The sequence below is a fragment of the Micromonospora sp. NPDC002717 genome, assembly GCF_040295705.1.
GTDB lineage: Bacteria > Actinomycetota > Actinomycetes > Mycobacteriales > Micromonosporaceae > Micromonospora.
Map to the genome: position 1 here is coordinate 416517 of NZ_JBEOVW010000001.1, position 23873 is coordinate 440389.

Genomic DNA, 23873 nt, shown 5'->3' on the forward strand with positions numbered 1-23873 from the left:
ATGGAATCTCTGCCGTTCTTCGTGCGGTTGCTGGTCGTCACCGTGGCGGCCGTGTTCAGCGTCCGGCTGCGCCGCCGCCGGCACCCGCGCCACCTGCCGATCGCCTGACCGCCGCGGCGGTCAGGCGACGCCGGGCGAACCAGCCGGCGCGCCGACCGCTTCCGGCAATTGCGGTTGCGCCGGCCGGGAAGCCGGGATGGGATTGGCGGATGACCATCCGCCGGGTGCACTCCGAAGAGCGCCTGACCACCAGCTTCCCGCTCCAGGCGTACGCGTTCGAGACGTCGCCGTCCCGCCCCGGCCGGACGGAGGAGTACCGCGACTACCTGCCCTACAACGAGGGCAACCGGACGCTGGTCGCGGAGGCCGACGGCACGACGGTGGCCGCCGCCTCGGCGGTGCCCATGCGGCAGAACCTGCGCGGCACGGTGCTGCCGATGGCCGGCGTCGCCGGGGTGACCACCCACCCGCTGGCCCGCCGGCAGGGACACGTCCGGGCCCTGCTGCACCAGTTGCTCGACGAGATGCGCGACGAGGGGCATGCGCTGACCGCGCTCTGGCCGTTCCGGTCGTCGTTCTACGCCCGGTTCGGCTACGTCGGGCTGCCGAAGGCCCGCACGGCCACCTTCTCGCCGGCCGACCTCGGCGAACTGCTCCGCGCCGACCTGCCGGGCGAGGTGGGCTGGGAGCGGATCGGCGCGGGCTACCCGACCTGGCGCGAGTTCACCGAGCGCTGCCTGCGCGAGCGGCACGGCTTCGCGATCTTCCCCGACTACCGGGACGTCGGGCTGCGCGACCGCGACGAGCGGTGGCTGCTCACCGCCCGGGTCGGCGGGACGGTCACGGGCGCGGTGACCTACCGGATCGACGACCACGGCGGCACGCTGGTCGCCGACGACCTGCTCGTCACCGACCCGGTGGCCCGCGCGCTGCTGTTGCGGTTCTTCGCCCAGCACGTCGACCAGGTGGAGCGGGTGAGCGTCCAGCTCCCCGTCGACGAGGCGCCGGAGCTGTGGCTGACCGACCTGGCCGTGCACGTCGAGGCGCGGGTGGCCCGGCCGGGCTCGTCGGCGCCGATGGCCCGGCTGCTGTCGGTGGACGCGCTGGCCGGGCTGCCCACGGGGCCGGGCCGGGTGCGCGTCGAGCTGACCGGTGACCGCTGGCTGGCCGGTTCGTACCTGCTGGACGGCACGACCGGCGCGCTGGAACTGGTCACCGGCGCCGCCGCCACCGCCGGGGAGCCGCCCACCGCCACGCTGACCGCCGCCGGGATCTCGGCCCTGGCGTACGGGGTGCTCGACCCGGTGGAGGTGGGCCTGCGGGGGCTGGGCGAGGTGCCGGCGGACGCGGCGGCGGAGCTGCGCCGCCTCTTCCCGCGTCACCTGCCGTACCTGTTCGCCGACTTCTGACCCCGGTTGGCGGGCGCGCCGACGGGGTACGGTCCCGGGAATGCCGGAGTGGTTGCAGGCGGGTGGGTGGGGGCTGCTGGCCGGGTCCGCCCTGTTGCTCGGGGCGGCCGTGGGCTGGTTCGCCCGGGTGCCGCAGCGGGTCATCGCGTCGGTCATGGCGTTCGGGGCGGGGGTGCTGCTCTCCGCCGTCTCGTTCGAGCTGATCGCGGAGGCGCACGAGAAGGGCGGCCTGCTGCCCACGACGCTCGGCGCGGCCGGCGGCGCGCTCGCCTACACCCTGGCGAACCTGCTGCTCGCCCGGTGGGGCGCGCGGCACCGCAAGCGCTCCGGCGACCGGCAGCCCTCCGAGGGCGAGCGGCCCGGCTCGGGTTCCGCAATCGCGGTCGGCGCGCTGCTGGACGGCGTACCCGAATCGGTGGTGATCGGGGCCAGCCTGCTGGCCGGCGGGCCGGTCAGCCTGGTCACCGTGGTCGCGGTCTTCCTCAGCAACGTGCCGGAGGGCCTGTCCAGCGCGGCCGGCATGCGCCGGGCCGGCCGCTCCCGGCGGTACGTCTTCGCGCTCTGGTCGGCGATCGCCCTGGTCAGCGGCGTGGCGGCGGTGGCGGGCTTCACGCTGCTCGGCGACGCCCCGCCGGCGGCGCTCGCGGCGATCACCGCGCTGGCGGCCGGCGCCATCCTGGCGATGATCACCGACACCATGGTCCCGGAGGCGTTCGAGGACGCCCACCTGCTGGTCGGCCTCGTCACCGTGGCCGGATTCCTGACCGCCTTCGCCCTCTCCCGCGCGTGACCCGCCCCCGACGGGGCGCCCGCCTCTGAACTCGGGGCCGGTCGGGGCGGCGTGCGTCAGTAGGGGTTGCCGTGGCCGGCGGGGCGGCCCCGCAGCAGGGCGGCGGGGCGGCCACCTGCGGCGGACATCGCCGGGCTGGCGGTACGCGCGCCGTCGGCCATCCCGGCGAAGAGTTCCTTCAGCGCGCTGACCGCGTCGTGCCGCGGCTGCCAGCCCAGCTCCGCCTCGGCACGCTCGCTCGACATCAGCGGCGCGTTCAGGGCCAGCTCCACCCAGCCGGCGTCGATCGGTTGCAGCCGCGCCCGCCAGGTGAGTGCGGCGGCGGCGCGCAGCACCGGGGCGGCCACGGGCACCGTCCAGCCGTGGAAGTGCCGGGCCACCAGCTCCGGGGTCAGCACCGGGTCCGCCGCGACGTTGAACGGACCGCGCGCGTCGCCCAGGACCGCCCGGGCGTACGCGTCGGCGACGTCGTCGGTGTGCACCGCCTGCATCCGCAGCCGCCGGTGCGTCGGCACCAGCGGGATGCGGCCGAAGCGGAGCAGCCGGACCGGCGCGAACGGGCCGAGGAAGTAGCGGGTGATCTCGGTGGCCGCCGCCCGCTGGAAGTTCAGACCGGGCCGCATCCGCACCACGCGCAGCCCCGGGTGCTCCCGCTCGGCCCGGTCCAGCAACGCCTCCACCTCGGCCTTGTCCCGGCTGTACGACGAGCCGGGCACCCCGGTCGCCGGCCAGCGCTCGGAGACCGGGTGGTCCTTCGGGCCGGGCGCGTACGTGCCGACCGACGAGGCGACCACCAGGGCCGGCACGTTCGCGCGGACCACGGCGTCGACCACCGCCGCGCTGCCGCCGACGTTGGTCCGGCGCAGCACCCGCTGGTCGTGGCTGGGCTGGATCTGCCAGGCCAGGTGCACCACCGCGTCGGCCCCGGCGAGGACCTCCGCGAGCTGGTCGGCCGCGCCCGGCAGCCCGACGTCGCAGGAGTGCCACTCCACCTGGTCGTACGGCTCGCCGGGGTCCGGCCCCGGCAGCCGGCGCGCCACCCCGACGAGGTCGACTCCGCGTTCCCGGCGCAGCCGGCGCAACAGGGCGGTGCCGGCGTTGCCGGTCGCGCCCACCACCACGATCCGCATGCCCGACCCCGTACCCGGTCAGCCGCCCGCCAATCGCCGCGCCCGGCAGCCATCATGGGCGGCCGTCAGGGGCGGGGCGAGTGGCGCACCCAGCTCTTCTTCTCGTTCCGGCGGCGACCGTCGGAGGCGGCCAGGCAGCGCGGGCAGATCCGGCCGACCGCGTCCGCCCCGGTGAGCACGTCCGTCGACCGGTACTCGAACCGCACGTGGGGGAAGCGGCGCAGCCGGGTCCGGCTGAGCGGGAGCCCGCAGACGGTCTGGTTCTGGCCCGGCAGCCAGGCGTGCACCTCGCCGGCCGGCTCCCGTACGCCGTCGGGGCCGGTCTCCTCGCCGGAGGCCGCGACGGCCGGGGTGCTGCTGATCCTCATGCGGGCACGGTTCCCCCGCGCCGGCCCGCCCATGCCTGTCGACCTCCCGGCCTCCCGCCTCCCGGTCTCCCGGCCTCCCGGCGGTGACGGGCGGTGCCGGCGGGCCGGCCGGCGGGCGGTCAGCCGCGACCGGGGCCGGCGGGGCGGTCAGCCGCGCCGGGTCAGCAGGGCGCCGATCAGGCACGCGAACGCGGCCACCGAGGAGAGCGTGCGGACCATGTTCCAGCGCACCCAGGCCGCCTCGAACCAGGCCCGCACCTCGGCCAGGTCGCCGATCCGGTCCACCGGGCCGGCGGCCTCCAGCCGGTCGTTGAGCGGCACGTTGAGGCGTACGGTGACGACGAAGGTGACCAGGTAGCAGGCCAGCGCGGCGACGGTCCAGAGCAGGGCCGGGCCGCCCCGGGTCAGGTGCAGGGCGGCGGCCAGGGCGAGCAGCAGCAGCGCGCCGAGGAACGCGCCCAGGAACCAGCCGTTGAGGATCTTCCGGTTGATCGACTGCATGGTGCCGATCAGCGTCCGGTCGTCGGTCGCGCCGAGACCCGGCATGACCGCGCAGGTGAACGCGAAGAACAGCCCCGCCACCAGCCCGGTGGTCAGGGTCGCCCCGGCCAGGGCGGCGGTGCGGATCATCTCGGACACAGGTCTTCCTCCCCCGTCGTCGTCCCCGCCAGTCAACCGGGGCGTGACCCTCCCGGCCATGGCCGGACCGCTCGACCCGATAAGCGAGCGTCCACCGCACGGCGAGGGGACCGCCCGGGCCGGCCCACGGGAAGACCGGCCCGGGCGGGATCTGGGGCGGCCTACCCGCGCGGGCGGGCCCAGCCGGTGAAGCGCTCGGCCAGGTCCGTGCACGGCCGCTCGCCGTCCAGCTCCGCGAGCTGCCCGGCCGCCTCGGCCTGGAGGGTGCCGAGATAGACCAACAGCGCGGTCCGGTCGGTGCGGTACTCGCCGAGCAGCCGCAGCTTCGCCGCCGAGCAGGGCCAGGCGATCCCGCAGGCCGCGCAGCGCCAGGTGGGCCGGGACGGCAGGTGGTCGCGGCGGCGGGTCACCGCGCCGGCACCGTGACGACGGTCGCCCGGTCCACCCGGACGAAGGCGTACCGCTCGCGGGGCCGGAGCGTGCCGTCCGGGGTCAGCTCCCGACCGCGCAGCTCGACCCACTCCGCGCCCTGGAACGGCCCTCGGCTGAGGATCTCGGTGACGTACAGCGTGAGGATCCCGGTGCCGAACCGGTAGGAGTCCTCCGGCACGCGGATGACCTCGCCCGTCACGATCGCGCCCTCCCGGCGCGGCCCGTCGCCCGTCACGCCTGTCTCCCGTCCGTCGCCATGTCCGTTGGCCCGTCCGGTGCTCGGACGGGGGCCGCCGACGGATGCTCGCCCGGGGGCGGCCCCCGCGAGGACCGTCCCCGGCCAGTGCTCCACGAGCGGCCCCCGCTGGTGACACTCTGCTGTGGAGGTGACTACGCTCGGAAGACTCTGCGGGCGTCCGGGTGGGGCTGGCCGAGGCCGCGCCCGGCGGGTGGCGCCGTGGGTAGTCGATCTTCAAACTGGGAGGCCCTGAATGGCCGACGTGCCGAGTCCGCTCGCCGCCTTCGTCGTGGCCGAGATCCGCCGCGCCCGAGGTGGTGCCGGCATGACGCAGGAGACGTTCGGTCGGGGTGCCGGGTTCAGCGCGTCCCACGTCAGCGCCGTCGAGGGCGGCACCCGCGCCCTGACGATGGACTTCCTCAAGGGCGCCGACCGGGCGCTCAAGACCGGCGGGCTCTTCGAACGGCTCGTCGCCAGCGTCGGCGCGCCCTCCTGGTTCCTCCCCTGGCTCGACGCCGAACGCGCGGCAAGGCAACTCCGGCTGTTCGAGCCGCTGCTGGTCCCTGGCCTGTTGCAGACCGAGAACTACGCCCGCGTCGTCATGCGCCTCAACGACCTGATGTCGGCGACGGAGGTCGACCAGCAGGTGAGCGCCCGCATGGACCGGCAGAGGATTCTGACCGGCGAGAACCCACCGCAACTGGTCGCGGTCCTGGACGAATCCGCGCTGCGCAGGACGGGCGACGGATTCAGCGGCATCATGGCAGAGCAGATCGCGCACCTCGTCGCGATGGCGGAGCTGCCCCACGTTCACGTGCACGTGGTCCCGGCGGCAACCGGCCTGCACATCGGCCTGTCCGGCCCCTTCGCGCTGGCTCGGTCGGCCGACGGCGGGTGGGTCGGACACCTGGAGAACCAGCTTGGCGGAGTCGTGGTCGACAGCAAGGATGATGTGGCTAGCCTTCTGGCGAAGTGGGAGGGCGTGCGAAACGAAGCGCTCCCGCGTCGGCAGTCCATCGACCTCATGAAGGAAGTGGAGAGCCATCATGGACCTCAGTAGCGCCCGGTGGCGCAAGTCCAGCCGTAGCGGTTCGAGCGGCGGGAACTGCGTCGAGGTGGCCGACAACGTGCCCGGTGTGGTCGCCGTCCGCGACTCGAAGGACCCGACCGGCCCGGCCCTGACCTTCGCCCCCACAGCCTGGCGCGCGTTCGTCGCCCGGACCGCCGGGCGGGCCTGACCGCCCATCGCGTACGCCCGGAAGCGCCCGTCCCCGACCGGGGCGGGTGCCTCCGCGGCCGCACCTCGGCGCACCCTCGGTGAGCTGCGCATATCGACTGTGCCGCGCACAGGGTGGCAGACCTGCGCAGAAGACAGCGCCGCATCCATGCGGGTGCGGCGCTGTCTTCTTGCGATCGGCTAGCTGATCTTCTTGCGGTAGATCGCTGTCGCGGCGGCGTAGGCGGCTACGAGCAGGCTGGCGCACCAGGCGAGGGCGATCCAGATGTCGTTGCCGACGGGTTGCTGCGCGAACAGCGCGCGGAGAGTGTTCACGATGGATGTCACCGGCTGGTTCTCGGCGAACCACGCGACCGGGCCAGGCATCGAGTCGGTGGGGACGAACGCCGAGCTGATGAAGGGCAGGAAGATCAGCGGATAGCTGAAGGCGCTCGCGCCGTCGACGGTCTTGGCGGACAGGCCCGCTATCACGGCGATCCAGGTGAGGGCGAGGGTGAACAGGATCAGGATGCCGGCGACGGCGAGCCAGTCGGCTACGGATGCGCCGGTGCGGAACCCCATGATCAGCGCGACACCTGTGACGATCACGAGCGAGGCCAGATTGGCGACGAGTGAGGTCAGGACATGCGCCCAGAGCACGGAGGGTCGTGGGATCGGCATCGACTGGAAGCGCTCGAAGATGCCGCCCTGCATGTCGAGGAACAGGCGGTACGCCGTGTAGGCGATGCCGGACGCGATCGTGATGAGCAGGATGCCCGGGAGCATGTAGTTGATGTACGACTCGGCGGATCCAGTGTTGATGGCTCCGCCCAGCACGTACACGAAGAGCAGCATCAGCGCGACCGGGGTAACCGCGGTGGTGATGATGGTGTCCGGGCTGCGGAGGATGTGACGCAGGGAGCGGCCGGTGAGGGTTCCGGTGTCGCTGAGGACGTGGGCGGTCATCGGGATTCCTCTCCTGCGGACATGGCTGCCTTGTCGGCGGTGTCACTGGTGTCGCCAACGAGGGCGAGGAAGACGTCCTCGAGGGTCGGCTGCTTCTCGACGTACTCGACCTTGGCGGACGGGAGGAGCTGCTTCAGCTCGGCGAGAGTGCCGTTCTGGATGATCGTGCCCTTGTGCAGGATCGCGATCCGGTCGGCGAGTTGCTCGGCCTCGTCGAGGTACTGGGTGGTCAACAGGATGGTGGTGCCATCCTTGGCGAGCTGCTTCACCGTCTGCCAGACCTCGATGCGGGCCTGCGGGTCGAGGCCGGTGGTCGGCTCGTCGAGGAACACGACCGGCGGGTTGCCGACAAGGCTCATCGCGATGTCCAGCCGCCGGCGCATGCCGCCCGAGTAGGTCGCCGCCCGGCGGTTGCCGGCATCAGTGAGCGAGAAGCGGGCGAGCATGTCGTCGGCGATCGCACCCGGGTTCTTCAGGTGGCGGAGCTTCGCGACCAGGACCAGATTTTCCCGGCCGGTGAGCACTTCGTCGACTGCGGCGAACTGGCCGGTCAGGCTGATCGACTTGCGTACGTCGCCCGGAGCCGAGGAGACGTCGAAGCCGTGGACGGTCGCGGTGCCGGTGTTCGCCTTCAGCAACGTCGACAGGATCCGCACCAGCGTGGTCTTTCCGGCGCCGTTCGAGCCGAGCAGAGCGAAGATGCTCCCGGCTGCCACGTCGAAGTCGACGCCCCGCAGCACCTGCAGGTCCTTGTAGGACTTCGTGATGGCCTTCACCCTGATCGCGGGTTCGCGCGTCTTGGTGGTCATGCGCTCTTCTCCTCGCCGTTGTCGCCGGCGGCGGCGTCGATCGCCTTCCGGAGGCGCTCGCGTTCCTTGTCAATCCACTGCTTGCCGGAGTACGCCTGCAGGAACGTCTCGGCGAACTCGACCGGGTCGTCGCCGACGATCGCGCGGACCGGCGTTCCGTCGGCGACCGCACGCTCCCAGAGGTCAACGAAGTCGCCGAGCATCATGATGAGCGTGTCGCCGTCGAGGACCCCGCCGTGGTACATGAAGTACCGCTGGAGAGCCTTGGCCGCGCTGCGATAGGGCTCCGGCAGGGCCTCGATACGGGCCATGTGGCGCTTGTACTGCTTCTTCTGCTCGAGCGACCCGACGAGCGTCTCGATCCACTTCGCGGCCATGCTCATGCCCCTTCGCCGTGTTGGTTGTCGTTGTGGTGGAGTTGCTCGATGCGTTCCGCGAGGACGCTCCACGTCCTCCAGAACTCGGCGAGTTGGTTTCGCCCCTTCGCGTTGAGCGAATACACCTTTCGCGGGGGCCCTTTTTCGGAGGGAACCTTCTCCACGTCCACGAACCCGCGCTGCTCAACGCGGACGAGCAGCGCGTAGATGGTGCCCTCCGCGATGTCCGAGAAGCCGCGGTCGCGCAGCCACGCGGTGATCTCGTAGCCGTACGCCGATCTGCGGGCCAGGATCGCCAGCACGATGCCTTCGAGAGTGCCCTTCAGCATCTCTGTCATCTGGCTGCCCATGCCATCTCCCTCACTACTGAGCGACGCTTACTACCGGTAGACAGTACCGCTAGGTACCGGTAGATAGCAACGCTGAATACCGAGGGATTTCAGAACGGGCCACTCGGCGTCGGAGTCCACATCATGCTGATCCGGTTGCGCTACGACGGCTGGGTGGACGAGGTGATCAACAGCGCCGGAACGATCGCGGACGGTCCGGGCACGTGAACCCTCATCGTCACGAGCTGTTCCTCGAAATCGGCCCAGGCCGCCACGACTCTGGGCTTCTCGCGTGATCGTCGGCTACGCCTCGACGGAGACGACGTCGCGATCAGGCTGACCCGCCTGGTAGGAGCCCAAAACGCTCGACCAAGCTGGCGACCACACCGTCGCTTCGATCCCTTGACCCGCACTTCTGCCGCAGAAGAGGCTCGGTGCCGGCTCAGTCAAGTGCCAGCTGCTTACCGACGAGCCGCCCGCCCGCGTCAGTGCACCCGAGCAGTAGCCGATCCGCCCGATCAACGTGCCCCTCGAACCGCCCGCCGTCACCGCACGACCCACGACAGCTCCACCGGGACACACGTTTACCCAGGTCGCAGCGCGCCTCGCTAAGGCGGTTCGTGTACCGCCCATCCGGTTTACGTTTTCCCAGGTCATGCGCTACAGGTGGGCCGCCTGGGACTCGAACCCAGAACCTAAGGATTAAAAGTCCTCAGCTCTGCCATTGAGCTAACGGCCCGCAGGCCCACAGGTTACCCGAAGCGTGTGGGCCTGGCGTGGGCGCTCGCTCGCGTATCTGGATCTTCGCGGGCACGCCGTGGCCGGGGTCAGGTGTCCTGATCGTGGTGGTGGCCCTGGGCGGCGCAGTCGCGCCAGATGCGGGTCAGGTGGTGGGTCATGCGGGCGGTGGCGGGGTGGCCGGGGTGGTGGCGGCGGTGGGTGGTGATGGTGTCGGCGAGCAGGGCTCGGGCGGCGTGGCAGTGGCCGAGATCGTGCAGGACGAGGGCGGTGTTGGCGAGGGTGGCGAGGGTGCGGTGGGCATGCGGGCCTTCGGTGGCGGCGAGGTGCTCGGCGAGTTGCCGGTAGAGGTGGTGGGCGCGTTGGGGGTGTCCGGCCCGCCGGTGGGCGAGGGCGAGGAGGTGAAGGGCATCGAGGACGCGCGGCTGGGTTGGCCCGTGGAGGTGGCACATGCTGTGGTGGGCGTAGGTGGCCCAGGGGACGGCGTCGGTGGGCTGGTCGAGGCGTAGAAGTAGTTCGGCCAGGAGGGTGGCGGCGTCGGCGTGTAGCGGGTGAGCGGGCGCGGTGGCGGGGTTGACGCCGGCGAGTGTGTCGCGCAGGAGCCGCCGGGCGCGCAGGGGGTCGGTGGCGGCGTGCATGCGGGCGGCGGCGAGACGCCGTCCGCGTTCGGCGTCGTGCTGGTCGACTGCGAGCAGGGGTTCGGGTCGCCAGGTGAGGGTGAGGTCCCGGGTGGTGGCGCCGGCGGTGACGCGAGCGAGGACCCGTTCGGCGTGGATGGCGACCAGGTGCGGAGGCGTCGGTGCACCGGTCCGGGGTGTGAGACGTGGCGCGTGGTGCAGGATCGCCCGACCGACGGTGTCGGCGAGGGCGACAGCGGCGAGGGGTCAGGGTCGGCACCCGGCCGGGCACTGGTAGCCAGGCGCGGGGTCCGGTGGTTCGGTCGGGGTTCATGTCCTGGTGGCAGAACCGGCAGTGCAGCAGCCTCGCCGGCAGGTATACCTCCCGCGGGTCACCGGCCTCGGCGGGTGTGGCGGCGGGTGGCGTGGTGGCTTTGGTGACCCACTTCTGCACGAGGCGGGGGTCGAGGTTCAGTTGCCGGGCGACGGTGGTGATGGCGCCGTAGGCGCGGATGGCGCGGGCGTCGGCGACGCGCTGGACGACGGTGTCGATCAGGTCTGGCGGGTATCTGCGGGGGAAGGCCATGGGTGATGTCGGTGTCCGTGGGATGGCTGTGGTCGGCCCGTGCCGGGATTTCGGCCGGGCCCGGCCGGCGGTTAGGCGTGGAGGTCGTGCCAGTGGGCGTCGGGGCGGGTGGCGAAAGTATCGGCAGCGTGTCGCATGATCGACCGGTGGATCTGCGAAGGGGAGCATGACCATGCCGATCGCGCACCAGCAGGTGGCGGAGTACGCCTTTCTGTACGAGCTGTACGAGGACGGGTACTTCCCGGACCACGTCGTCGACAAGGGCCGAGCGATCCTGCTGCGGTTGTGCGAGCAGATCGAGGCGGAGCAGCCGAAGGACCTGGCAGCCCTCTACACGCTCACCGACGCCGCGACCGACGAGTTCAACCTGCTCGAGGCGGAGTTTGAGGCGGCCGGCAGCGAGATCGAGACGGTCGCACGTGAAGCGATCGGAGAGGACTTCCGGTTCGTCGCGACGAGCTACGGGTTCACCGACGCCGACAGCGAGCGACTGATCGCCAACCGGGAATGGTGAGCCGACCAGGCAGAACAGGTAGCTGACCCAGGCGCTTGCGGCCCACCAGATGGAATCACGGATGCCGGACCGCGTCGGCTCGTGGGTGCTCTACGGGTGCTCGGACGACGCCGCATCAATCGGATTCACCACGCCGTCCGCGGATTCGCGTCCTCATTAGACGCCAAACGCAACATCACGACACGCAGGTTGGGCGGCGGACCAGCGCGAACACGGCCGGACGACGCACGCGGAGTCCGGACCGTCAACACCGCGCGACGCTTAGCATGAATTTGTCCGCTCCTGGGCGCTTTTAATCCATAGGTTCAGGGTTCGAGCCCCTGGCGGACCACTCCTCCGCTGGTCAGCGGCCCTTAGCGGGGACACTGTTGCCGTGATTGGGGCCGGTACAGCAGCGAAGTACAGCAGTAGCGGCTTCACCGGTCCAGCGCCTGGCCGAGCCGCTTGAGCGCGTCGCGGGTGGCCGCCGACGACACCACCGTCTAGATCTCCATCGTGATGGCGAACTGGGCGTGCCGAAGGATCTGCATCGCCACCCGGGGGTGCACGTCCAGGTCGGCCAGGAGAGAGGCGCAGGTCCGCCGGGCGTCCCGGACGGTGATCCGCCGGACCCCGGCAGTGTCGCAGCGCCGGTCCCAGAAGCGGTTGACGTTGCGCGGCTCGACTGGCCGGCCGTAGCGGGTGGTGAAGATCAGGTCGGAGGGGTGCCAGGCCAGGCCGGCGGCGTCCCGGGCGGCGTTCTGGGCGGCACGGCGGCGGTCGAGCGCTACGGTGCAGATGTCCGGCAGCGGCAGGGTGGCGTCCGAGGCGGCCGTCTTCGTCTCCCGGTGCAGCAGTTCGGCACCGACCCGCTGGAGCTGCCGATCGATGGTCAACTCCCCCGCGTCGAGGTCGACGCCGGCCCAGGTGAGCACCAACATCTCGCCCTTACGCAGACCGAGCACCAGGACCAGGACGTACGCGGCGTAGAGCGGATCGTCGTCGGCGCGGGCCGACTCCAGGCATCGCCGCGCCTCGTCGCTCGTCCACGCCTTCCGCTTACGCTTCCGTACCGGTGGCAGCTTCACCAGGGACGCGACGTTGCGGGTGATCAGCCCTTCGGTGATCGCGTTGGACAGCAGCGTCCGGAGCACGGTCCGCAGGTGGGTGACGCTCGTTGCCGAGGGCAGATCCTTGCAGCAGTGGCCGAGGGCACAACAGCGACGCTGGGCGGGCTTGCGCCGCTCGTCCTTGCCCTGGGCGCAGCACTGGCAGGTCCGCCCGACCTCGTTGATCCACGTCTGGACGTCGCTGACCCGAAGCTTGTCGAGGCGCTTCCGGCCCAGCCCTGGCACGAGGTAGAGCCGGACCACCACCTCGTAGGTGACATAGCTGCCAGGGGCAAAGTTCGGCTTGACGATCTCGCGCAGCCAGTAGCCGGCGTACTCCCCGACGGTCGGGGAGCGCGTCGCCACCGGGCCGGCCTTGGCCTGTCCGTGCAGCTTGATCCACTTGTCGTGGACCTCCTCGCGGGTCTTGCCGTAGACCCACTTCCGGCCCCGCTTGCCGTCGGGCTTCTCGACCCAGACGTACGCGGCGAAGCCGTTGCGGTACGGGAAGATCAAGCCTTCGCCGTTGGCCCGACCACGTCCGGACATCAGGCCGCCTCCTGCCGCTCGACCTGGTCACGGATGTACTCGTCGACCCATTCGGGGAGGATCCGGCGATACTTGCCATCCTTGATGGAGCGCAGCTCGCCGGTGGCGATTTTCATCTTGACCTTGGAGATGCCGAAGCCGAGCAGAACGGCGACCTCGGCGGGTGAGTACCAGCGCGGGGCGAGTTTCTGGCTCATGCGGCGGCCCCGACGAGCCAGGCTTCGTGGGCGAGTTCTTCCCGGCCGATGCGTCTGGCCTGCCGGCGTTGGGCGGCGGCGGTGTTGGCCAGGAGCGCATCGCCTTCGGTGAGCCACCCGGAGCCGGCGTAGGTCAGAACGCCAACCGTCACGGTGTCCGTGGGGGCGTCGTCCTCAGCCTGGCGGTAGGTCGCGCGGGTGTCCCGGAGCAGGCCGAAGGTGGCGGAGTAGCGGCGAGCCTTGGTGAGGAAGTGACCGCCGAAGCCGAGCATGTGCGCCCAGCGGCGCAGCCCGGCGTAGGCGTTTGGTTTGGTGTCAAGGCTGCCTTGACGGTCGTCGGCCGTTGCGGCGCCGCTGGCGGTGTCGGTGCCGGTGGGCCGTCCGAGGTGCCAGCAGGCGTCAATGAGGCGGGCAAGATGGTCGCCTTCCGGATCGGCGTAGTCGTCGATCGTGGCAGGGGTGAGCCGGGTCGATTGGTGGCCGGTGGCTTCGGTCGCCTTGGTGGCGTATTTGGCGAGGTAGGCGGCCACCTTGCCGTCGGTCAGCTCGCCGCCGGCACTGTTAATACGCCGGACGTCGACCTGCTCGCCCCACACCACCACCCAGCCGCGTTGCTGGTCGGGGTGCGGGGGCGTGGTGACGGTGATCTGGCGTGCGGCGGCGTGTACGGCTGCCTCCAGGTCGCCGACGGTGATCCCCACAGGCGGCGGCACGAGCGCGTCTAGGTCGTCGGGGGCGACGCCGTCGAGGCGCAGCAGGACGTGGAAGTGAACGGCTGCCCGGCGCTGCATCTCGGCGACCTTCCCGTGCGACACCCGAACCGGCGGCAGCCGGCGCACCCTGCCGGAGTCGGTGACGACCTGGACGAAGGGGATGCCGCGTCTGCGGCAAAGGCCGGCGAGGTGCCGTTCGATGGCCTGCTTCGTGCGCCGCCACAGCTCGCCAGAGAAGTAGTTCCAGACGACCTGGTGGCCGTGGTCCGTAACAGTCCAGGCACAACGGCTGCCCAAGCCGCGAATCGTCGGCGTCGTGACGGGCGAAGCACGCCGGTGGCTGCCCATGCTGGCAGGTGCCGGCGGTGTGGCGAGCACGGCAGGGAGCCGGACGGCAGTCGCAGCGCTGCCGGGTAGCGCAGGTGTGGCGAGGGATGTGCCGGTGATGGACCGCGCCGAAGGACGGCGCGGTGAAGGTGGCGAAGACGACCGGGTGCCGGCCTACCGAGGCAGGGACGCCCTTGCCGCCAGTCAGGCCGCAGCGCACGACCTGGTAGGCGTCGCCCTGGTAGACCCAGCTTGTCAGCAAACTGCTGATCGAGTGATACGAGTCGGATCTCGGCGCTGATCGTGGGTATTGGCTGCTGGAATCATGCCTCCGGCAGCAGGGCCGTTTGGCGCGAGGCCCGATGAGCAGCCAAGCCAGCGAACCGGAGCGTACTACGCCGGACGAGGCCAGAAAAGGGAGTAGGAGGACAAGGCGCCGAGCCACCGCACGGACGTCAACCCGTAATGCGTTGGCCGCCGACGCGGTAAGGGCACGCCAGCGAACTATTCCTCTTGGTCGTTCTGTTGGAAGCCGCCCGCCGCCACGTCGAAGGCCGAGAAGATGTAGTCGTCATCGAGCTTGGCCGGATTGAAGCCGCCGTTTTGCAGCGCAAGCCGCAGAAGAGTACACAGAGCGGCAAGCGCGAACCTAGAGGCGTGTATTGGCATGCCGCCGATGTCCAGTAGATCTTTCTTGTGGGGCCCTGGTGTTCCATGTACGACTCGTGACCGATACGAGTACATATCCTTGGTTGCTGAATATATTTCCTTGCTGTCAGACCATCCTGCTCGTGTGAGCAGGGCCGCCGCCCGAAGGCTAAGCCGGTGCACTGTTTCGCCGGAACCTGACCCGAGTAACGCTTCCAGCGCAATGCACAAGTCTATAATTCGGTCCTCATCATCGTCGCGTTCATAAGAATTTGCGAGCCGGCGCGCTGCGACTCTAACGCTGAGATGGGCCTTGAGAAGTGCTTCCGCAAGCGAGCTGATCTCCTCCGCCTTGGCGGGCGAAACTTGGACCGGTTCCCGGTCATCAATTCGGTCGAGACGTAGTGCATAATCGCGAAGCAGGTGAGTAAATGGTGCGCTGGGTCCTGCAGTCGCAAAGGCGGACCATCCCCTTGCGAGGTATCCAACCTGCGCATAGGTCGTGCGTCCCGGAAGCGCAACTGCCATACCTTGAAAGAATCGCGCTAGGGCATCTTCGCCCGCCTCGTCCATGCAGATATCGAAGTATTCCCCATATCCACCGGGGATGCATTTGACGTTCTCTAGCTTTACCGCATGTGTAGCTCTTTGCAGGCTCGACCGGTCGCGGTCCTTGATGTGGGGAACGGCCGAAAAAGCATCGTATAAGCTGCCCGACATTTCGATTACCGAGTACTCCTTGAACTTGGTGCCTTCCTCAAATATGGCGCCAAGGATGGGCACTATTACATCGACTCGGGGGTCGGGGTCGATAAGGTATGGTTCATGCTCGCGATATAGTCGTGCCAACGTCTCCTCGTTGATAGATTGCTCCCCGAGGACTGCGCATCTCTGGGCGAGCACGAGCGGAACCATAGCGATCTCGTGGACCATTAAGCTTGAACGGTCGGCAATATCTGTTCCCGGTAGCGCAAACTTCCAGGCTGTGTTAGGTCGCTGGTGGATCCCTTCCACAAGCTCCTGTAGCCCATCCAGGTCTTCCGCGCCCCGTCCCGGGCCTCCAAAGGAGACCGTTTGACCAGAACTGTCTGGGGCTGTCATGGCCCGTCTGTCGGCCTCGCCGCTTGTTTCAACGGTTTCGTACTGGGCGATTTTGCGGAGTGCGTCAAGTGCAGGTCGCTTGATCAGCTCCCAGAGGTTTTGGTCCACTGGCCGATGGACTCGTCGCTGTCTACTGAGTGAAGTCTCCCGATGTCGCTCGGACTCAGGACTTGCCTGTGTCTTCGTCTCGCGTGACATCGCGGGCGGGCGGTCTGCCTCGGTTTCAGGTTCCATCGCAACTATCATCGCCTTTGATGGGCTGTCGGGCCATAGCGCTTCGAGCTGTCCCCGTCGGGCAGGACGCACAGAGCGAGGTGCCAGGCAGCGAGGCAGCAGGAAGGCAGCGCAAGCCTTGAGGCAGACCGGACACGAATATCACTGGACGATGGCCTACACCTGCTCGTAGACGCGGGCCGGGACCGGCTGGCAGTAGACGATAGCTTGAGACTGGATCCCGCCAGCGGGGTCGACCTGGGTCGCCGGCGGAACGGCTGTCGACAGCAACGTTGACAGCAACGCCGCCGGACGGCGGCATGCTGCCAAGCGCTCGCACGGACGAAGCTCCGAGCGTGCAGCCGTTGGCGGACGCGTGCGGACGCGATGCACAGAGCTTGTAAGCGAGGCGTCACCACCGCCCCAGCCGGGCTCGGGGCCCCGTTTCGACCTGGCAGTCGTACAGCAAGGAAGTACAGCAAGCCAGTCCACCGCTACAGCCCTCGGCCGGCCGGGGGTCCGGCGTCGCAATCTGCGCACCGAACCGTCAGCAATCGTCGTCCTGACATTCCCATAGATCTGTGTCAAGGCGCCTGCCGTCGGGCTGGTGCGTCTGCAACCTATCCTCGGCGGCTGCGCTGGAGCTGCTGTTGCTCCATCCACCACTGATCTGTGTCGGACCAGGCCGCATCCGGCCAGTCGAAGGCGTCGATAGTCCACCCGTCCGGACACATGACGTCCAGCGCCGCCTTCAGGTCACCCGACGGATCCACCCGCACACCGAGCCGATTGGACTCGCTACCGCTGTCGACATGCTCGGCGAGCTGCCATACTGCGGCGGCTTGTCGGGCGGTCAAGGGGCCCTCCACCATGAACTCGCGCCACTCGTCCGTAATCGTGGCTCCGGCCGTGCGCAACATGATGATCACGCTGGTCAGGTCTTCCACACCGGGCACGGTGAAATACACCCGCGGCATGTCTGCCTTCGGCTCAGTCATGACGGCAAGTGTGGTGGGAGCGAGTTCTTTCCCGGGCCAGCGACACGCCCAGTAGCGAGCGCCGGCCTGAAGGAGATTGCCGAGGACAGCAGCCCAGGCCAGCGGAGGACGACTCGCGCTAACGGTGAACTCCGGGGCCGAGGTCAGACATGAGGACAGACGTGCCGGGACCGCAGGCACAGAGCTTGTAGCAATGCGTCAGGCAGCGAGGCAGCGGGAAGGCAGCACGAGCCTCGATGCGGGCCGGTCCCGAACGCGAAGCGATGGCGGCCGGCACCTGCTCGTTGACGAGGACAGCCACCGGCCGGCAGCATCCGACAGGTTGGGGCCCCAGCGGGGGTCACTGGTGGCGGTGGGGACGGGTCAGCGACCTACGCGGATGCGGTCAGCGGAGTACAACTCGCGGGAGCCGTCGGCGCGGAAGATCACGATGACCGGGATGCCCTCGCCCATCTCCAGCTCGCGTCGCTCGGCTGGTGTAGGCATCCGAGCGGTGGCGGTGTCGCCCTTGAGGAGAGTCACCGTCTCGGTCGGCTCAACGGCGCGGACGAACGTGCCGCGCGGTGGTTCCACGATCACGAGCCCTTCCGACCGGAGTAGCGCTACCGCCTGTCGGACGCTCGTGCGGCTCAGCCCATACTCCTGAGCCAGCCGCAGCTCGCTGGGCAGCGATGCCCCGGGCGCGAGGTCGCCAGACGTGATCCGGTCTCGCAGGAGGTCTGCGAGCTGCCGGAACACGGCACGATCCGCACTGGGGTCAATCACGAACGTGACGCTATGTGCCCAACAGCTCTACATCTTATTGTATCTACGTTCCTACGTCGTTACGGTGACGTGAGCTGTGGAGTTGCACGATCGCCAGTCCCGACGTGCTGCCCGCATTGGCCGACACCCGAGGGGAGACCTGGTGCCTCGCGTCTCGTACGAGGAGTACTTGGTAGCCGTCGCGCTCACTCTCGCCAGGCGGCACCGGCCGGTCTGGTCATGGCAGCGGGGGCGGAAGGTCTGCCGATGTGGAGGCGAGCTGCCCTGCCGCACCAGGCATCGGATCCCGATCAACAGAGGGCACTGGCCGTCAGACCACGACCGGCAAGGTGCCCCGGCATCGGAGTGGCGGGCAGCACGGGAGACGCCGAGATGACGACTCACCTCCCAGTCATACCGACTTGGACGTGCGGCGGGTGTAGTGCCGACTGGCCCTGTCAAACCCGGCGGCGCGAGCTACGAGCGGAGTACGATCGCGCCCCGGTGTCGCTCGCCCTCTACCTAGCCGCGCAGCTCGTCGACGCCGCCCAGGACCTGGCCCACGTTCCCGCCGGCCACCTGCACCACCGCTTCCTCGGCTGGACCCGATGAGCATCCTGCGGGCCGGTGACGAGAAGTTCCACTACAGCGACGGCTCCCACAAGTGGATCCCGCCCGACCCCGACTACGACCAGGAGGTCTGGGACGAGCAGGTCCGCCAGCACAAGGAAAGCCACCTCAAGAACGAGCAACCCAAGGTCCGCATCCAGCGCCTCATCTAACGCCAGCAGTACAGCAGCGAAGTACAGCAACCGTGTCAGCCAAACCGAACCGAGACGCACGCCAGCAGGCCGGATGACCTCGAATGACAGCCCATCCAACCCGCTCGCCGGCAATCCATAGGTTCAGGGTTCGAGTCCCTGGCGGCCCACTTTCCGCAGGTCAACGGCCCTGACCGGGTTTCGCTGCTGCCAGGATCGGGGCCGGTACAGCAGCGAAGTGCAGCAGCAGGTCGGCTGCCAAGCGGGTAGCTTCCTGAATCCTGGACTCGGCTGAAGCGACGGCAGTGATGGAACAGCGAAAGGCCGGACGATGACGGACGGACCACTCGTGCGCAACTCGCGGCTACTCGCCTTGTTCACCGAGATCGTCCAGGGCCCGGAGGGGACCCTGCACGCCGTGGAGGCCGCCGGGCGCGGCATCGCCGCTGAGGCGCGCTGCACACTCGCCGTCCTCGCGGACAAGATGACCACCAGTTCCGGAAGCCCGGCCGAGTTGCGCCGAAGGGCGCTTGCATCCGCCGATCGCCTCATCGAGCTGGGTGCCATTGAAGACGAACTGAATGAGTTGTGGTCCCGTCGCCGAGAGGACGATCTTGACGACGCTGCTTTCGAGGCAAGCCTCCAGCGAATAGTCACGCGCGTGGAAGCCTGGCCCCGATCCTGGTCACGCTAGCCCGACTGGCCGGGCGCCCCGAACGGTAATGCGGCGGACCGGGCCGCGCCGTGTCTCAGGTGATCCTCGACAGGCGCGTCTCGGCTGATGGTCTACAGCTGCCAGAAGCCGTGGTCGTTGCCGCCTTGGACGTAGATGGCGAAGGTGCCGTGCCCGGGGATCTCCAGCGGCTCCACGGCTATCTCGCCGCCGGCCTCCGCTACCGCTGCGACGGCCGCTTCGATGTCATCTACCAGCCAGTAGGGCCGCACCACCGGCTCTTCGGTCTCGCGCAACGGCGCCCGCACCCCCACCAGCCCGCCTCCCGGCATTTCGGCCGTCCGCGCGTTGCCGAGCCCGGAATCCGGCTCGCCGAACTGCACCCCATTCGCTGCTGCGTAGGTGGCACACACCACGTCGACTTCCTTGGTCACGATTTCGAGGTAGTAGATCTGCATGGCTGTCTGACCTCCGGTAACTCAACGAAGTACTAGATGGTTTTGATCTTCTGCTTCCCCGCCACTGTGTGGCCATCGCCCCCTGATCTCACGCACGGGCGGCATGTCGCTGCAATGGAACTTGCATCGACCCGAGTCGAGCAATTCAGCGCGCCGCAGGGCACCACGCTGACGGCTCCGCGACTCTCCAAGGGCACGATCTTAGGCCCTTGAGTCAGCCGCGCCCGTAGCGCGCCCGACGCAGCGGTCAGTACGGGGAGCTGCTGACATACGCCTGGTGCGCCAGCCGGGGATTGTGATCATGGCTCGGTGAGGGCTTGCCCGGCGTGGTGGCTATTCATGGCTGGGGCACGGTGACGGCGCCGGCCGCGTATTCAGAGAAGATCTCGGCGAGGATACGGCAATGCGCTGGGGAACTGGACCGAGATGCGGTGTGTCGCTCACTGAGACATCCTTTGGCTGGCAAGGGAAATTGAAGTGCGGGACCTGATGTGGTGCGAAAACGAAGGCAGCCACCGTCAATCATGCACGTCTGTGTGGACTGCTGGCCTTCTACCGCTGCTGGTCATCCGCGACAACCCATAAGTGAGGCCACCCGGCGGGCTCTCGGGTAGCCGGCGTCCGCAGGAGACCGGCTCCGATGAATTCCGGACAATCTTCGTACAAGTGGCTGCTTTCTCGCCGAGTGCGGGCGCCGTTGCAACTGGTCGGTCAGGACCCGAATCCTCTGCCGGGCTCGTCGCCTCTTACCTGTGCCGGCGAGACGCGCCGGCGGAGAACTGGAGGATGACATGGAGCTCGTATGGTGGGGTGCCATCGCGGTCGGAGCCCTCGTGGTCTGCATGTGCACCGTATTCCTGCTGCGACGGAGGGGACGTTCCCGTGGCTGAGACCGCATGGCCGAGCGAGCAGTTGGTTATCGCCGCCCAGCGCGGGGACATCGCGTCGGTCACCGCGCTGGTCTCCGGCTCGTACCCGGGCGTGCGGCGGTTCGCGCACACGCTGTGCGCCACGCCCGAAGATGCCGAGGATGCGGCGCAGGAGGCGTTGATCATCCTCTACCGCAAGATTGGCACGCTGCGTGCCTCCGGGGCGCTGGCATCGTGGATGTTTCGGATCGTACGCAACGAATGCCTGCGCCGGCTGCGGCTCGTCGGCCATCGCCCTGCGCCAGTGGCCGACATCGCCGCGGCGTCGGCCGAGGACGAGGTGCTGCAACGTCTCGAAGCCGGCCGCGTCGCCGAGGCGATCGCCGCGTTGCCCGCCGACCAGCGTCATGTGCTGATCATGCGGGACATCCAAGGCTTCCCGGGCCGGGCCGTCGCCGACGCGCTCGGCCTCAGCACGGCCGCGATGAAGTCCCGGCTGCACCGCGCCCGCGCCTCGGTGCACCGCGCCCTGCAGGGAGGGATGATCGATGGCTGATGGTCCCTCGTTCGCCAGTCAATCGCTGGCGCGGCACCTCGCCCGTGGCGTGGTCGGGTTCGGCGGGCTGATCGGCTCGATCGCACTCCTGCCGGTCGTCGGCCCGGTTAGCCTGCTGCTCTTCCCCGTCGGCCTGCTCGCACTCCGGGGCTGTCCGATGTGCTGGGCGGTCGGCCTCATGCAGACGCTTTCGTCGGGGCGCCTGGAGCGCTCCTGCACCGACGGTCGCTGCGAGCTGCGGAGGAGGACGACGTAGAGACCCCCGTTGGCCGCTCCGGCGGCGCCACTCAGAGCATCGCCACGGGCACCAAGCGAATCGCCTCGACGCCTTCAAGGCGTTCGACCTCGGGTAGCCCGGTCCCACCCTTGCCGTTCAAGGGAAGCTGGAGCCGCAGCGAAGCGCGCGCCACCTGCGAGTCGAATTGCGCGGCAAGGTCGCCCTTGCCTTGGCACTGCTTGCGTAGCCGCTCGTAGGCGGCGTCGCGCTCCTCGAACTCGACCGACTCCGCGCCGGGTAGCGCCCGGACGGCCTCCTCTACGGCGGCTCGCTGCTTTTCCGTAGCCGTCGGTTCCAGCCGGACGATCGCCCCGATCCGCGACGGCAGGGGATCAGCATCGGCGATCCTGAGCCCGACCCACTCGACGCCGTCGACCGTACCCATCACCAGATCGACTGCCTCGGCGACCGACGCGTCCGTGACAGTCGCGTGGAGGGACTCCGGCAGGTTCTCCGGATCCAGGTCCGCCACCAGTTCCGGCGAGTCCTTCCGCAGTTTCTCGTAGGCCTGCTCGCGGGTCTCGAAGGCGACACCCTCCACGCTCGGCATCGCGCGTAGCCGCTGCTCCACCGCACGTTTTTGCGCTGCCGTCACGTCGCGGTCCAGCAGGACGGTCAACGTCGTGTGCCCGGCGTCCTTCGGCTCGGAGGTGCAAGCGGACAAAGCGGCCAGGAGCAAGAGAGCCAATACCGGCGCGACGCGACGCATGGGTCAGATCGTAGGTGGGCGCGAGGCATCGAATGATCCCAAGGTCTTGGCCGGAACGGCTTGCCGGGCGGTCACGTCGGTTCCCGCGTTCGCCAGGGCCCTAGGCTTCCTGCATGGCAAGCGTGGATGCTCTCGTCCAGCGAATCGATGAGCCGGAAGAGGACGACGACGGCACCGAGGTGTACGACATCGTCGACGACCTCGTGGCCAGCCGCGATGCGGCACTGCTGCCTGCCCTGGAGGCCCAACTCGACCGTTACCTCGGCGAGGGCAACTTCTTCGCTCGCGACGCCATCGCCACCGCGTTGGCCCGCATCGCTGGGGTGGAGTCGTTGCCGGTGCTGCTTCAAGCGGCGGCTCGGGACCTGGGGGACGACCAGGACGGGTTGTCCGCCGAAATCCTGGACCTCGTCGAAGGTGCCCCTGTGCGAGCCCGGGGCATCCTCACCCAGCTGAGCGCGGATCCGAGAGTCCGGGCGAAGGCGATGTGGGCGGCACAGTTCCTGCCGGATCGCTAGCGCTGATCTTGGCTATGCGGGTGCCGGCCCCCGCCCGGCGTGGTGCCAGGGTCGCCGGGCTGCTGGCGGCGGTGCCGCCGCCGTCGATCGATTCTGCCGGCACGCCCGTCAGCGTGGCCGCTCCGGTGCCAGGATGCGGGCCACGGCGTGACAGGCGCCGGCGACGAGCGGCAGCAGCAGGGCCGCGCTCGCTGCGGCACCGCCACCGGCCTGGGGTACGCCGGCCGCCCGCAGACGCCGCCAGGCCCACAGCGAGAACGGGGCGACGACCAGCGGCGCGGTCACCACGCCGGGGGTGTATCCGCGGGTGACCACGGCCTGGGCGACGTGCCCGCCCGCGTGCAGGCCGAAGCCGACCAGGGCCGACTGGTAGAAGCCGCTGCGCCCGCCGGTGCGAGCGCCCCGGGCCGCCGCGGCGGCCATCACGACGCCCATCGCGCCGATGGCGATGCGTGCCTGCGCCGGGCTGACCCGGAGCTGGTCCCACACCCGCTCGGGCACCTGCGGGAAGCGGGCCCGCAGCCGTGGCCGGGCGCGGTCGAGCCAGCCGCCCATCGTGGCGAGTTCCTCGGCGTCGTGGATCGCCCAGGCCGCCAGCAGCCCCCAGGTGGCCGCCGCGGGGAGGGCTCCGTCCTTCCGCGAAGTCATGGGCCTATAATTTACGATACAGTTCGTAAATTATAGAGGATGTGACGTGGCCAACGAGCGAGGTCGGCCCCGGAGGCCGGAGACCGACGCGGCGATCCTGCACGCCACCCTGGACCTGCTCCGCGACGGCGGCTACCGCGCCCTCTCCATCGAGAAGGTGGCCACCCGGGCGGGCGTGACCAGGCCGACCGTCTACCGCCGCTGGCCCGACAAGGCCAGTCTGGTCGTCGACGCCCTGGCCGAAGCGGTGCCCGTCGCGCCCGCCCCGGACACCGGCGACACCCGCACCGACCTGCACCACCTGGCACGCGGCCTCGTCGACCGGCTCGCCGGCCTGGCGCCGGTCATCCTCGGCGTACTCGCCGACAGCATCGGGCGCGACGACCTCGCCGCACCACTGCGGGAGCGGTACCTGCGTCCCCGCCTCAACACCATCACCGACGTCGTCGAGCGCGGCATCGCCCGTGGCGACCTCCCGTCCGACACCTCGCCGGCCACCGCGCGTGATCTCCTCGCCGGCCCGCTCGTCTACCGGTGGCTGGTCGAGGGCACCCTGACGGACACCGACGTCTGCGAACTCGCCGACACCGCCTGGAAGGCTCTGACCGGCCGGGCCGGCACCGCCGTCGACGCCTGAACCGAACGTTGTGGATTCACCGCAGGAGGGC

Annotated in this window: 30 protein-coding genes, 1 tRNA gene and 2 pseudogenes; 12 read left to right on the forward strand and 21 right to left on the reverse strand. The window is 69.5% G+C overall.

Annotated features, from left to right (window positions below; genetic code table 11):
• Nucleotides 1-209 precede the first annotated feature (209 nt).
• Nucleotides 210-1409 carry a GNAT family N-acetyltransferase gene (locus ABT006_RS02020; RefSeq protein WP_350702005.1) on the forward strand — a complete coding sequence of 400 codons (1200 nt, stop codon included), beginning with the start codon at nucleotides 210-212 and terminating at the stop codon, nucleotides 1407-1409.
• A 40-nt stretch (nucleotides 1410-1449) separates the two neighbouring features.
• On the forward strand, nucleotides 1450-2199 hold the full coding sequence (locus tag ABT006_RS02025) for a ZIP family metal transporter (protein WP_350702007.1): 750 nt from the start codon (nucleotides 1450-1452) through the stop codon (nucleotides 2197-2199).
• 56 nt (nucleotides 2200-2255) lie between these two features.
• Here ABT006_RS02025 and ABT006_RS02030 read toward each other — a convergent pair whose 3' ends face one another.
• The 5 genes from ABT006_RS02030 to ABT006_RS02050 form a co-directional block, all read right to left on the reverse strand.
• On the reverse strand, nucleotides 2256-3329 hold the full coding sequence (locus ABT006_RS02030) for an NAD-dependent epimerase/dehydratase family protein (protein ID WP_350702009.1): 1074 nt from the start codon (nucleotides 3327-3329) through the stop codon (nucleotides 2256-2258).
• Nucleotides 3330-3394: 65 nt separating this feature from the next.
• Nucleotides 3395-3697: a hypothetical protein gene (locus tag ABT006_RS02035; RefSeq protein WP_350702011.1), complete on the reverse strand. Its 303-nt coding sequence runs from the start codon at nucleotides 3695-3697 to the stop codon at nucleotides 3395-3397.
• Between the two features lie 147 nt (nucleotides 3698-3844).
• A complete protein-coding gene (locus tag ABT006_RS02040) occupies nucleotides 3845-4327 on the reverse strand; it encodes an anthrone oxygenase family protein (protein WP_350702690.1) in 483 nt (160 codons plus the stop codon).
• A gap of 170 nt (nucleotides 4328-4497) precedes the next feature.
• Nucleotides 4498-4746 (reverse strand): flavin reductase, encoded by a 249-nt coding sequence (locus tag ABT006_RS02045; RefSeq protein WP_350702013.1) that lies wholly within the window; start codon nucleotides 4744-4746, stop codon nucleotides 4498-4500.
• Nucleotides 4743-5003 carry a hypothetical protein gene (locus tag ABT006_RS02050; RefSeq protein WP_350702014.1) on the reverse strand — a complete coding sequence of 87 codons (261 nt, stop codon included), beginning with the start codon at nucleotides 5001-5003 and terminating at the stop codon, nucleotides 4743-4745. The genes ABT006_RS02045 and ABT006_RS02050 overlap by 4 nt, the downstream gene beginning before the upstream one ends.
• A 256-nt stretch (nucleotides 5004-5259) precedes the next feature.
• Between ABT006_RS02050 and ABT006_RS02055 the strand changes: the two genes are divergently transcribed.
• Together ABT006_RS02055 and ABT006_RS02060 are read left to right on the forward strand one after the other, a co-directional pair.
• Nucleotides 5260-6066, forward strand: a complete 807-nt coding sequence (locus ABT006_RS02055) for a helix-turn-helix domain-containing protein (protein ID WP_350702016.1) — start codon at nucleotides 5260-5262, stop codon at nucleotides 6064-6066.
• On the forward strand, nucleotides 6053-6244 hold the full coding sequence (locus tag ABT006_RS02060; RefSeq protein ID WP_350702017.1) for a DUF397 domain-containing protein: 192 nt from the start codon (nucleotides 6053-6055) through the stop codon (nucleotides 6242-6244). The genes ABT006_RS02055 and ABT006_RS02060 overlap by 14 nt, the downstream gene beginning before the upstream one ends.
• Nucleotides 6245-6423: 179 nt before the next feature.
• Here the strand turns inward: ABT006_RS02060 and ABT006_RS02065 are convergent, their stop codons facing one another.
• The 6 genes from ABT006_RS02065 to ABT006_RS02090 form a co-directional block, all read right to left on the reverse strand.
• A complete protein-coding gene (locus tag ABT006_RS02065; RefSeq protein WP_350702019.1) occupies nucleotides 6424-7188 on the reverse strand; it encodes an ABC transporter permease in 765 nt (254 codons plus the stop codon).
• Nucleotides 7185-7997: an ABC transporter ATP-binding protein gene (locus tag ABT006_RS02070; protein ID WP_350702021.1), complete on the reverse strand. Its 813-nt coding sequence runs from the start codon at nucleotides 7995-7997 to the stop codon at nucleotides 7185-7187. The genes ABT006_RS02065 and ABT006_RS02070 overlap by 4 nt, the downstream gene beginning before the upstream one ends.
• The gene (locus ABT006_RS02075) at nucleotides 7994-8374 is read right to left on the reverse strand and encodes a DUF1048 domain-containing protein (protein WP_350702023.1); all 381 of its coding nucleotides are present in this window, start codon (nucleotides 8372-8374) and stop codon (nucleotides 7994-7996) included. Before ABT006_RS02075 ends, ABT006_RS02070 begins: the two co-directional genes overlap by 4 nt.
• 2 nt (nucleotides 8375-8376) lie before the next feature.
• Nucleotides 8377-8724 carry a PadR family transcriptional regulator gene (locus tag ABT006_RS02080; RefSeq protein WP_350702025.1) on the reverse strand — a complete coding sequence of 116 codons (348 nt, stop codon included), beginning with the start codon at nucleotides 8722-8724 and terminating at the stop codon, nucleotides 8377-8379.
• 646 nt (nucleotides 8725-9370) lie between these two features.
• Nucleotides 9371-9442, reverse strand: a tRNA-Lys gene (locus ABT006_RS02085).
• Between the two features lie 88 nt (nucleotides 9443-9530).
• Nucleotides 9531-10079, reverse strand: a complete 549-nt coding sequence (locus ABT006_RS02090; RefSeq protein WP_350702026.1) for a tetratricopeptide repeat protein — start codon at nucleotides 10077-10079, stop codon at nucleotides 9531-9533.
• Between the two features lie 731 nt (nucleotides 10080-10810).
• Here ABT006_RS02090 and ABT006_RS02095 point away from each other — a divergent pair.
• Nucleotides 10811-11158, forward strand: coding sequence for a DUF5713 family protein (locus ABT006_RS02095; protein WP_350702028.1), 348 nt, complete (start codon nucleotides 10811-10813; stop codon nucleotides 11156-11158).
• Nucleotides 11159-11574: 416 nt separating this feature from the next.
• On the opposite strand, the pseudogene ABT006_RS02100 reads toward ABT006_RS02095, so the two are convergent.
• The 7 genes and pseudogenes from ABT006_RS02100 to ABT006_RS02125 all read right to left on the reverse strand — a co-directional run bounded on the left by ABT006_RS02100 (nucleotide 11575) and on the right by ABT006_RS02125 (nucleotide 17730).
• Nucleotides 11575-12795, reverse strand: a pseudogene (locus tag ABT006_RS02100) (tyrosine-type recombinase/integrase).
• On the reverse strand, nucleotides 12795-12992 hold the full coding sequence (locus ABT006_RS02105) for an excisionase family DNA-binding protein (RefSeq protein ID WP_350702029.1): 198 nt from the start codon (nucleotides 12990-12992) through the stop codon (nucleotides 12795-12797). Before ABT006_RS02105 ends, ABT006_RS02100 begins: the two are co-directional and overlap by 1 nt.
• Entirely contained in the window at nucleotides 12989-14083 is a 1095-nt protein-coding gene (locus tag ABT006_RS02110) for a replication initiator (RefSeq protein WP_502890824.1), read from the reverse strand. The genes ABT006_RS02105 and ABT006_RS02110 overlap by 4 nt, the downstream gene beginning before the upstream one ends.
• Nucleotides 14031-14477: pseudogene (locus tag ABT006_RS35050) on the reverse strand (replication initiator); the annotation flags it as partial. The gene ABT006_RS02110 and the pseudogene ABT006_RS35050, both read right to left, overlap by 53 nt.
• A gap of 59 nt (nucleotides 14478-14536) precedes the next feature.
• Entirely contained in the window at nucleotides 14537-15889 is a 1353-nt protein-coding gene (locus ABT006_RS02115; protein ID WP_350702031.1) for a hypothetical protein, read from the reverse strand.
• A gap of 725 nt (nucleotides 15890-16614) precedes the next feature.
• A complete protein-coding gene (locus ABT006_RS02120) occupies nucleotides 16615-16992 on the reverse strand; it encodes a hypothetical protein (RefSeq protein ID WP_350702032.1) in 378 nt (125 codons plus the stop codon).
• A gap of 363 nt (nucleotides 16993-17355) precedes the next feature.
• The gene (locus ABT006_RS02125) at nucleotides 17356-17730 is read right to left on the reverse strand and encodes a GntR family transcriptional regulator (RefSeq protein WP_350702034.1); all 375 of its coding nucleotides are present in this window, start codon (nucleotides 17728-17730) and stop codon (nucleotides 17356-17358) included.
• Between the two features lie 399 nt (nucleotides 17731-18129).
• On the opposite strand from ABT006_RS02125, the gene ABT006_RS02130 reads away from it, so the two are divergent.
• The 3 genes from ABT006_RS02130 to ABT006_RS02140 all read left to right on the forward strand — a co-directional run bounded on the left by ABT006_RS02130 (nucleotide 18130) and on the right by ABT006_RS02140 (nucleotide 19191).
• Nucleotides 18130-18348 carry a flavin reductase gene (locus tag ABT006_RS02130; RefSeq protein ID WP_350702036.1) on the forward strand — a complete coding sequence of 73 codons (219 nt, stop codon included), beginning with the start codon at nucleotides 18130-18132 and terminating at the stop codon, nucleotides 18346-18348.
• Entirely contained in the window at nucleotides 18345-18518 is a 174-nt protein-coding gene (locus ABT006_RS02135; RefSeq protein WP_350702037.1) for a hypothetical protein, read from the forward strand. The genes ABT006_RS02130 and ABT006_RS02135 overlap by 4 nt, the downstream gene beginning before the upstream one ends.
• A 328-nt stretch (nucleotides 18519-18846) precedes the next feature.
• Entirely contained in the window at nucleotides 18847-19191 is a 345-nt protein-coding gene (locus ABT006_RS02140; protein WP_350702039.1) for a hypothetical protein, read from the forward strand.
• Between the two features lie 92 nt (nucleotides 19192-19283).
• Here ABT006_RS02140 and ABT006_RS02145 read toward each other — a convergent pair whose 3' ends face one another.
• Nucleotides 19284-19628, reverse strand: coding sequence for a VOC family protein (locus tag ABT006_RS02145; protein WP_350702041.1), 345 nt, complete (start codon nucleotides 19626-19628; stop codon nucleotides 19284-19286).
• 882 nt (nucleotides 19629-20510) lie between these two features.
• Between ABT006_RS02145 and ABT006_RS02150 the strand changes: the two genes are divergently transcribed.
• Together ABT006_RS02150 and ABT006_RS02155 are read left to right on the forward strand one after the other, a co-directional pair.
• Nucleotides 20511-21053 (forward strand): RNA polymerase sigma factor, encoded by a 543-nt coding sequence (locus tag ABT006_RS02150; protein ID WP_350702042.1) that lies wholly within the window; start codon nucleotides 20511-20513, stop codon nucleotides 21051-21053.
• Nucleotides 21046-21309, forward strand: coding sequence for a hypothetical protein (locus tag ABT006_RS02155; protein ID WP_350702044.1), 264 nt, complete (start codon nucleotides 21046-21048; stop codon nucleotides 21307-21309). The genes ABT006_RS02150 and ABT006_RS02155 overlap by 8 nt, the downstream gene beginning before the upstream one ends.
• A gap of 31 nt (nucleotides 21310-21340) precedes the next feature.
• On the opposite strand, the gene ABT006_RS02160 is transcribed toward ABT006_RS02155, so the two are convergent.
• Nucleotides 21341-22039, reverse strand: coding sequence for a permease-like cell division protein FtsX (locus ABT006_RS02160; protein ID WP_350702045.1), 699 nt, complete (start codon nucleotides 22037-22039; stop codon nucleotides 21341-21343).
• Between the two features lie 113 nt (nucleotides 22040-22152).
• Here ABT006_RS02160 and ABT006_RS02165 point away from each other — a divergent pair, with 113 nt between their 5' ends.
• Nucleotides 22153-22557, forward strand: coding sequence for a hypothetical protein (locus ABT006_RS02165; RefSeq protein WP_350702047.1), 405 nt, complete (start codon nucleotides 22153-22155; stop codon nucleotides 22555-22557).
• 108 nt (nucleotides 22558-22665) lie between these two features.
• On the opposite strand, the gene ABT006_RS02170 is transcribed toward ABT006_RS02165, so the two are convergent.
• Nucleotides 22666-23205, reverse strand: coding sequence for an HXXEE domain-containing protein (locus ABT006_RS02170; RefSeq protein ID WP_350702049.1), 540 nt, complete (start codon nucleotides 23203-23205; stop codon nucleotides 22666-22668).
• A 46-nt stretch (nucleotides 23206-23251) separates the two neighbouring features.
• Here ABT006_RS02170 and ABT006_RS02175 point away from each other — a divergent pair, with 46 nt between their 5' ends.
• The gene (locus ABT006_RS02175) at nucleotides 23252-23842 is read left to right on the forward strand and encodes a TetR/AcrR family transcriptional regulator (RefSeq protein ID WP_350702051.1); all 591 of its coding nucleotides are present in this window, start codon (nucleotides 23252-23254) and stop codon (nucleotides 23840-23842) included.
• The last annotated feature ends 31 nt before the right edge of the window (nucleotides 23843-23873 follow it).

Coding starts and splice junctions, on each gene's coding strand:
- ABT006_RS02020 (WP_350702005.1), top strand. CDS start 210: ATGACCATCCGCCGGGTGCACTCCGAAGAGCGCCTGACCACCAGCTTC.
- ABT006_RS02025 (WP_350702007.1), top strand. CDS start 1,450: ATGCCGGAGTGGTTGCAGGCGGGTGGGTGGGGGCTGCTGGCCGGGTCC.
- ABT006_RS02030 (WP_350702009.1), bottom strand. CDS start 3,329: ATGCGGATCGTGGTGGTGGGCGCGACCGGCAACGCCGGCACCGCCCTG.
- ABT006_RS02035 (WP_350702011.1), bottom strand. CDS start 3,697: ATGAGGATCAGCAGCACCCCGGCCGTCGCGGCCTCCGGCGAGGAGACC.
- ABT006_RS02040 (WP_350702690.1), bottom strand. CDS start 4,327: ATGATCCGCACCGCCGCCCTGGCCGGGGCGACCCTGACCACCGGGCTG.
- ABT006_RS02055 (WP_350702016.1), top strand. CDS start 5,260: ATGGCCGACGTGCCGAGTCCGCTCGCCGCCTTCGTCGTGGCCGAGATC.
- ABT006_RS02060 (WP_350702017.1), top strand. CDS start 6,053: ATGGACCTCAGTAGCGCCCGGTGGCGCAAGTCCAGCCGTAGCGGTTCG.
- ABT006_RS02065 (WP_350702019.1), bottom strand. CDS start 7,188: ATGACCGCCCACGTCCTCAGCGACACCGGAACCCTCACCGGCCGCTCC.
- ABT006_RS02070 (WP_350702021.1), bottom strand. CDS start 7,997: ATGACCACCAAGACGCGCGAACCCGCGATCAGGGTGAAGGCCATCACG.
- ABT006_RS02075 (WP_350702023.1), bottom strand. CDS start 8,374: ATGGCCGCGAAGTGGATCGAGACGCTCGTCGGGTCGCTCGAGCAGAAG.
- ABT006_RS02080 (WP_350702025.1), bottom strand. CDS start 8,724: ATGGGCAGCCAGATGACAGAGATGCTGAAGGGCACTCTCGAAGGCATC.
- ABT006_RS02090 (WP_350702026.1), bottom strand. CDS start 10,079: ATGCACGCCGCCACCGACCCCCTGCGCGCCCGGCGGCTCCTGCGCGAC.
- ABT006_RS02095 (WP_350702028.1), top strand. CDS start 10,811: ATGACCATGCCGATCGCGCACCAGCAGGTGGCGGAGTACGCCTTTCTG.
- ABT006_RS02105 (WP_350702029.1), bottom strand. CDS start 12,992: ATGAGCCAGAAACTCGCCCCGCGCTGGTACTCACCCGCCGAGGTCGCC.
- ABT006_RS02120 (WP_350702032.1), bottom strand. CDS start 16,992: ATGACTGAGCCGAAGGCAGACATGCCGCGGGTGTATTTCACCGTGCCC.
- ABT006_RS02130 (WP_350702036.1), top strand. CDS start 18,130: ATGACGACTCACCTCCCAGTCATACCGACTTGGACGTGCGGCGGGTGT.
- ABT006_RS02135 (WP_350702037.1), top strand. CDS start 18,345: ATGAGCATCCTGCGGGCCGGTGACGAGAAGTTCCACTACAGCGACGGC.
- ABT006_RS02145 (WP_350702041.1), bottom strand. CDS start 19,628: ATGCAGATCTACTACCTCGAAATCGTGACCAAGGAAGTCGACGTGGTG.
- ABT006_RS02155 (WP_350702044.1), top strand. CDS start 21,046: ATGGCTGATGGTCCCTCGTTCGCCAGTCAATCGCTGGCGCGGCACCTC.
- ABT006_RS02160 (WP_350702045.1), bottom strand. CDS start 22,039: ATGCGTCGCGTCGCGCCGGTATTGGCTCTCTTGCTCCTGGCCGCTTTG.
- ABT006_RS02165 (WP_350702047.1), top strand. CDS start 22,153: ATGGCAAGCGTGGATGCTCTCGTCCAGCGAATCGATGAGCCGGAAGAG.
- ABT006_RS02170 (WP_350702049.1), bottom strand. CDS start 23,205: ATGACTTCGCGGAAGGACGGAGCCCTCCCCGCGGCGGCCACCTGGGGG.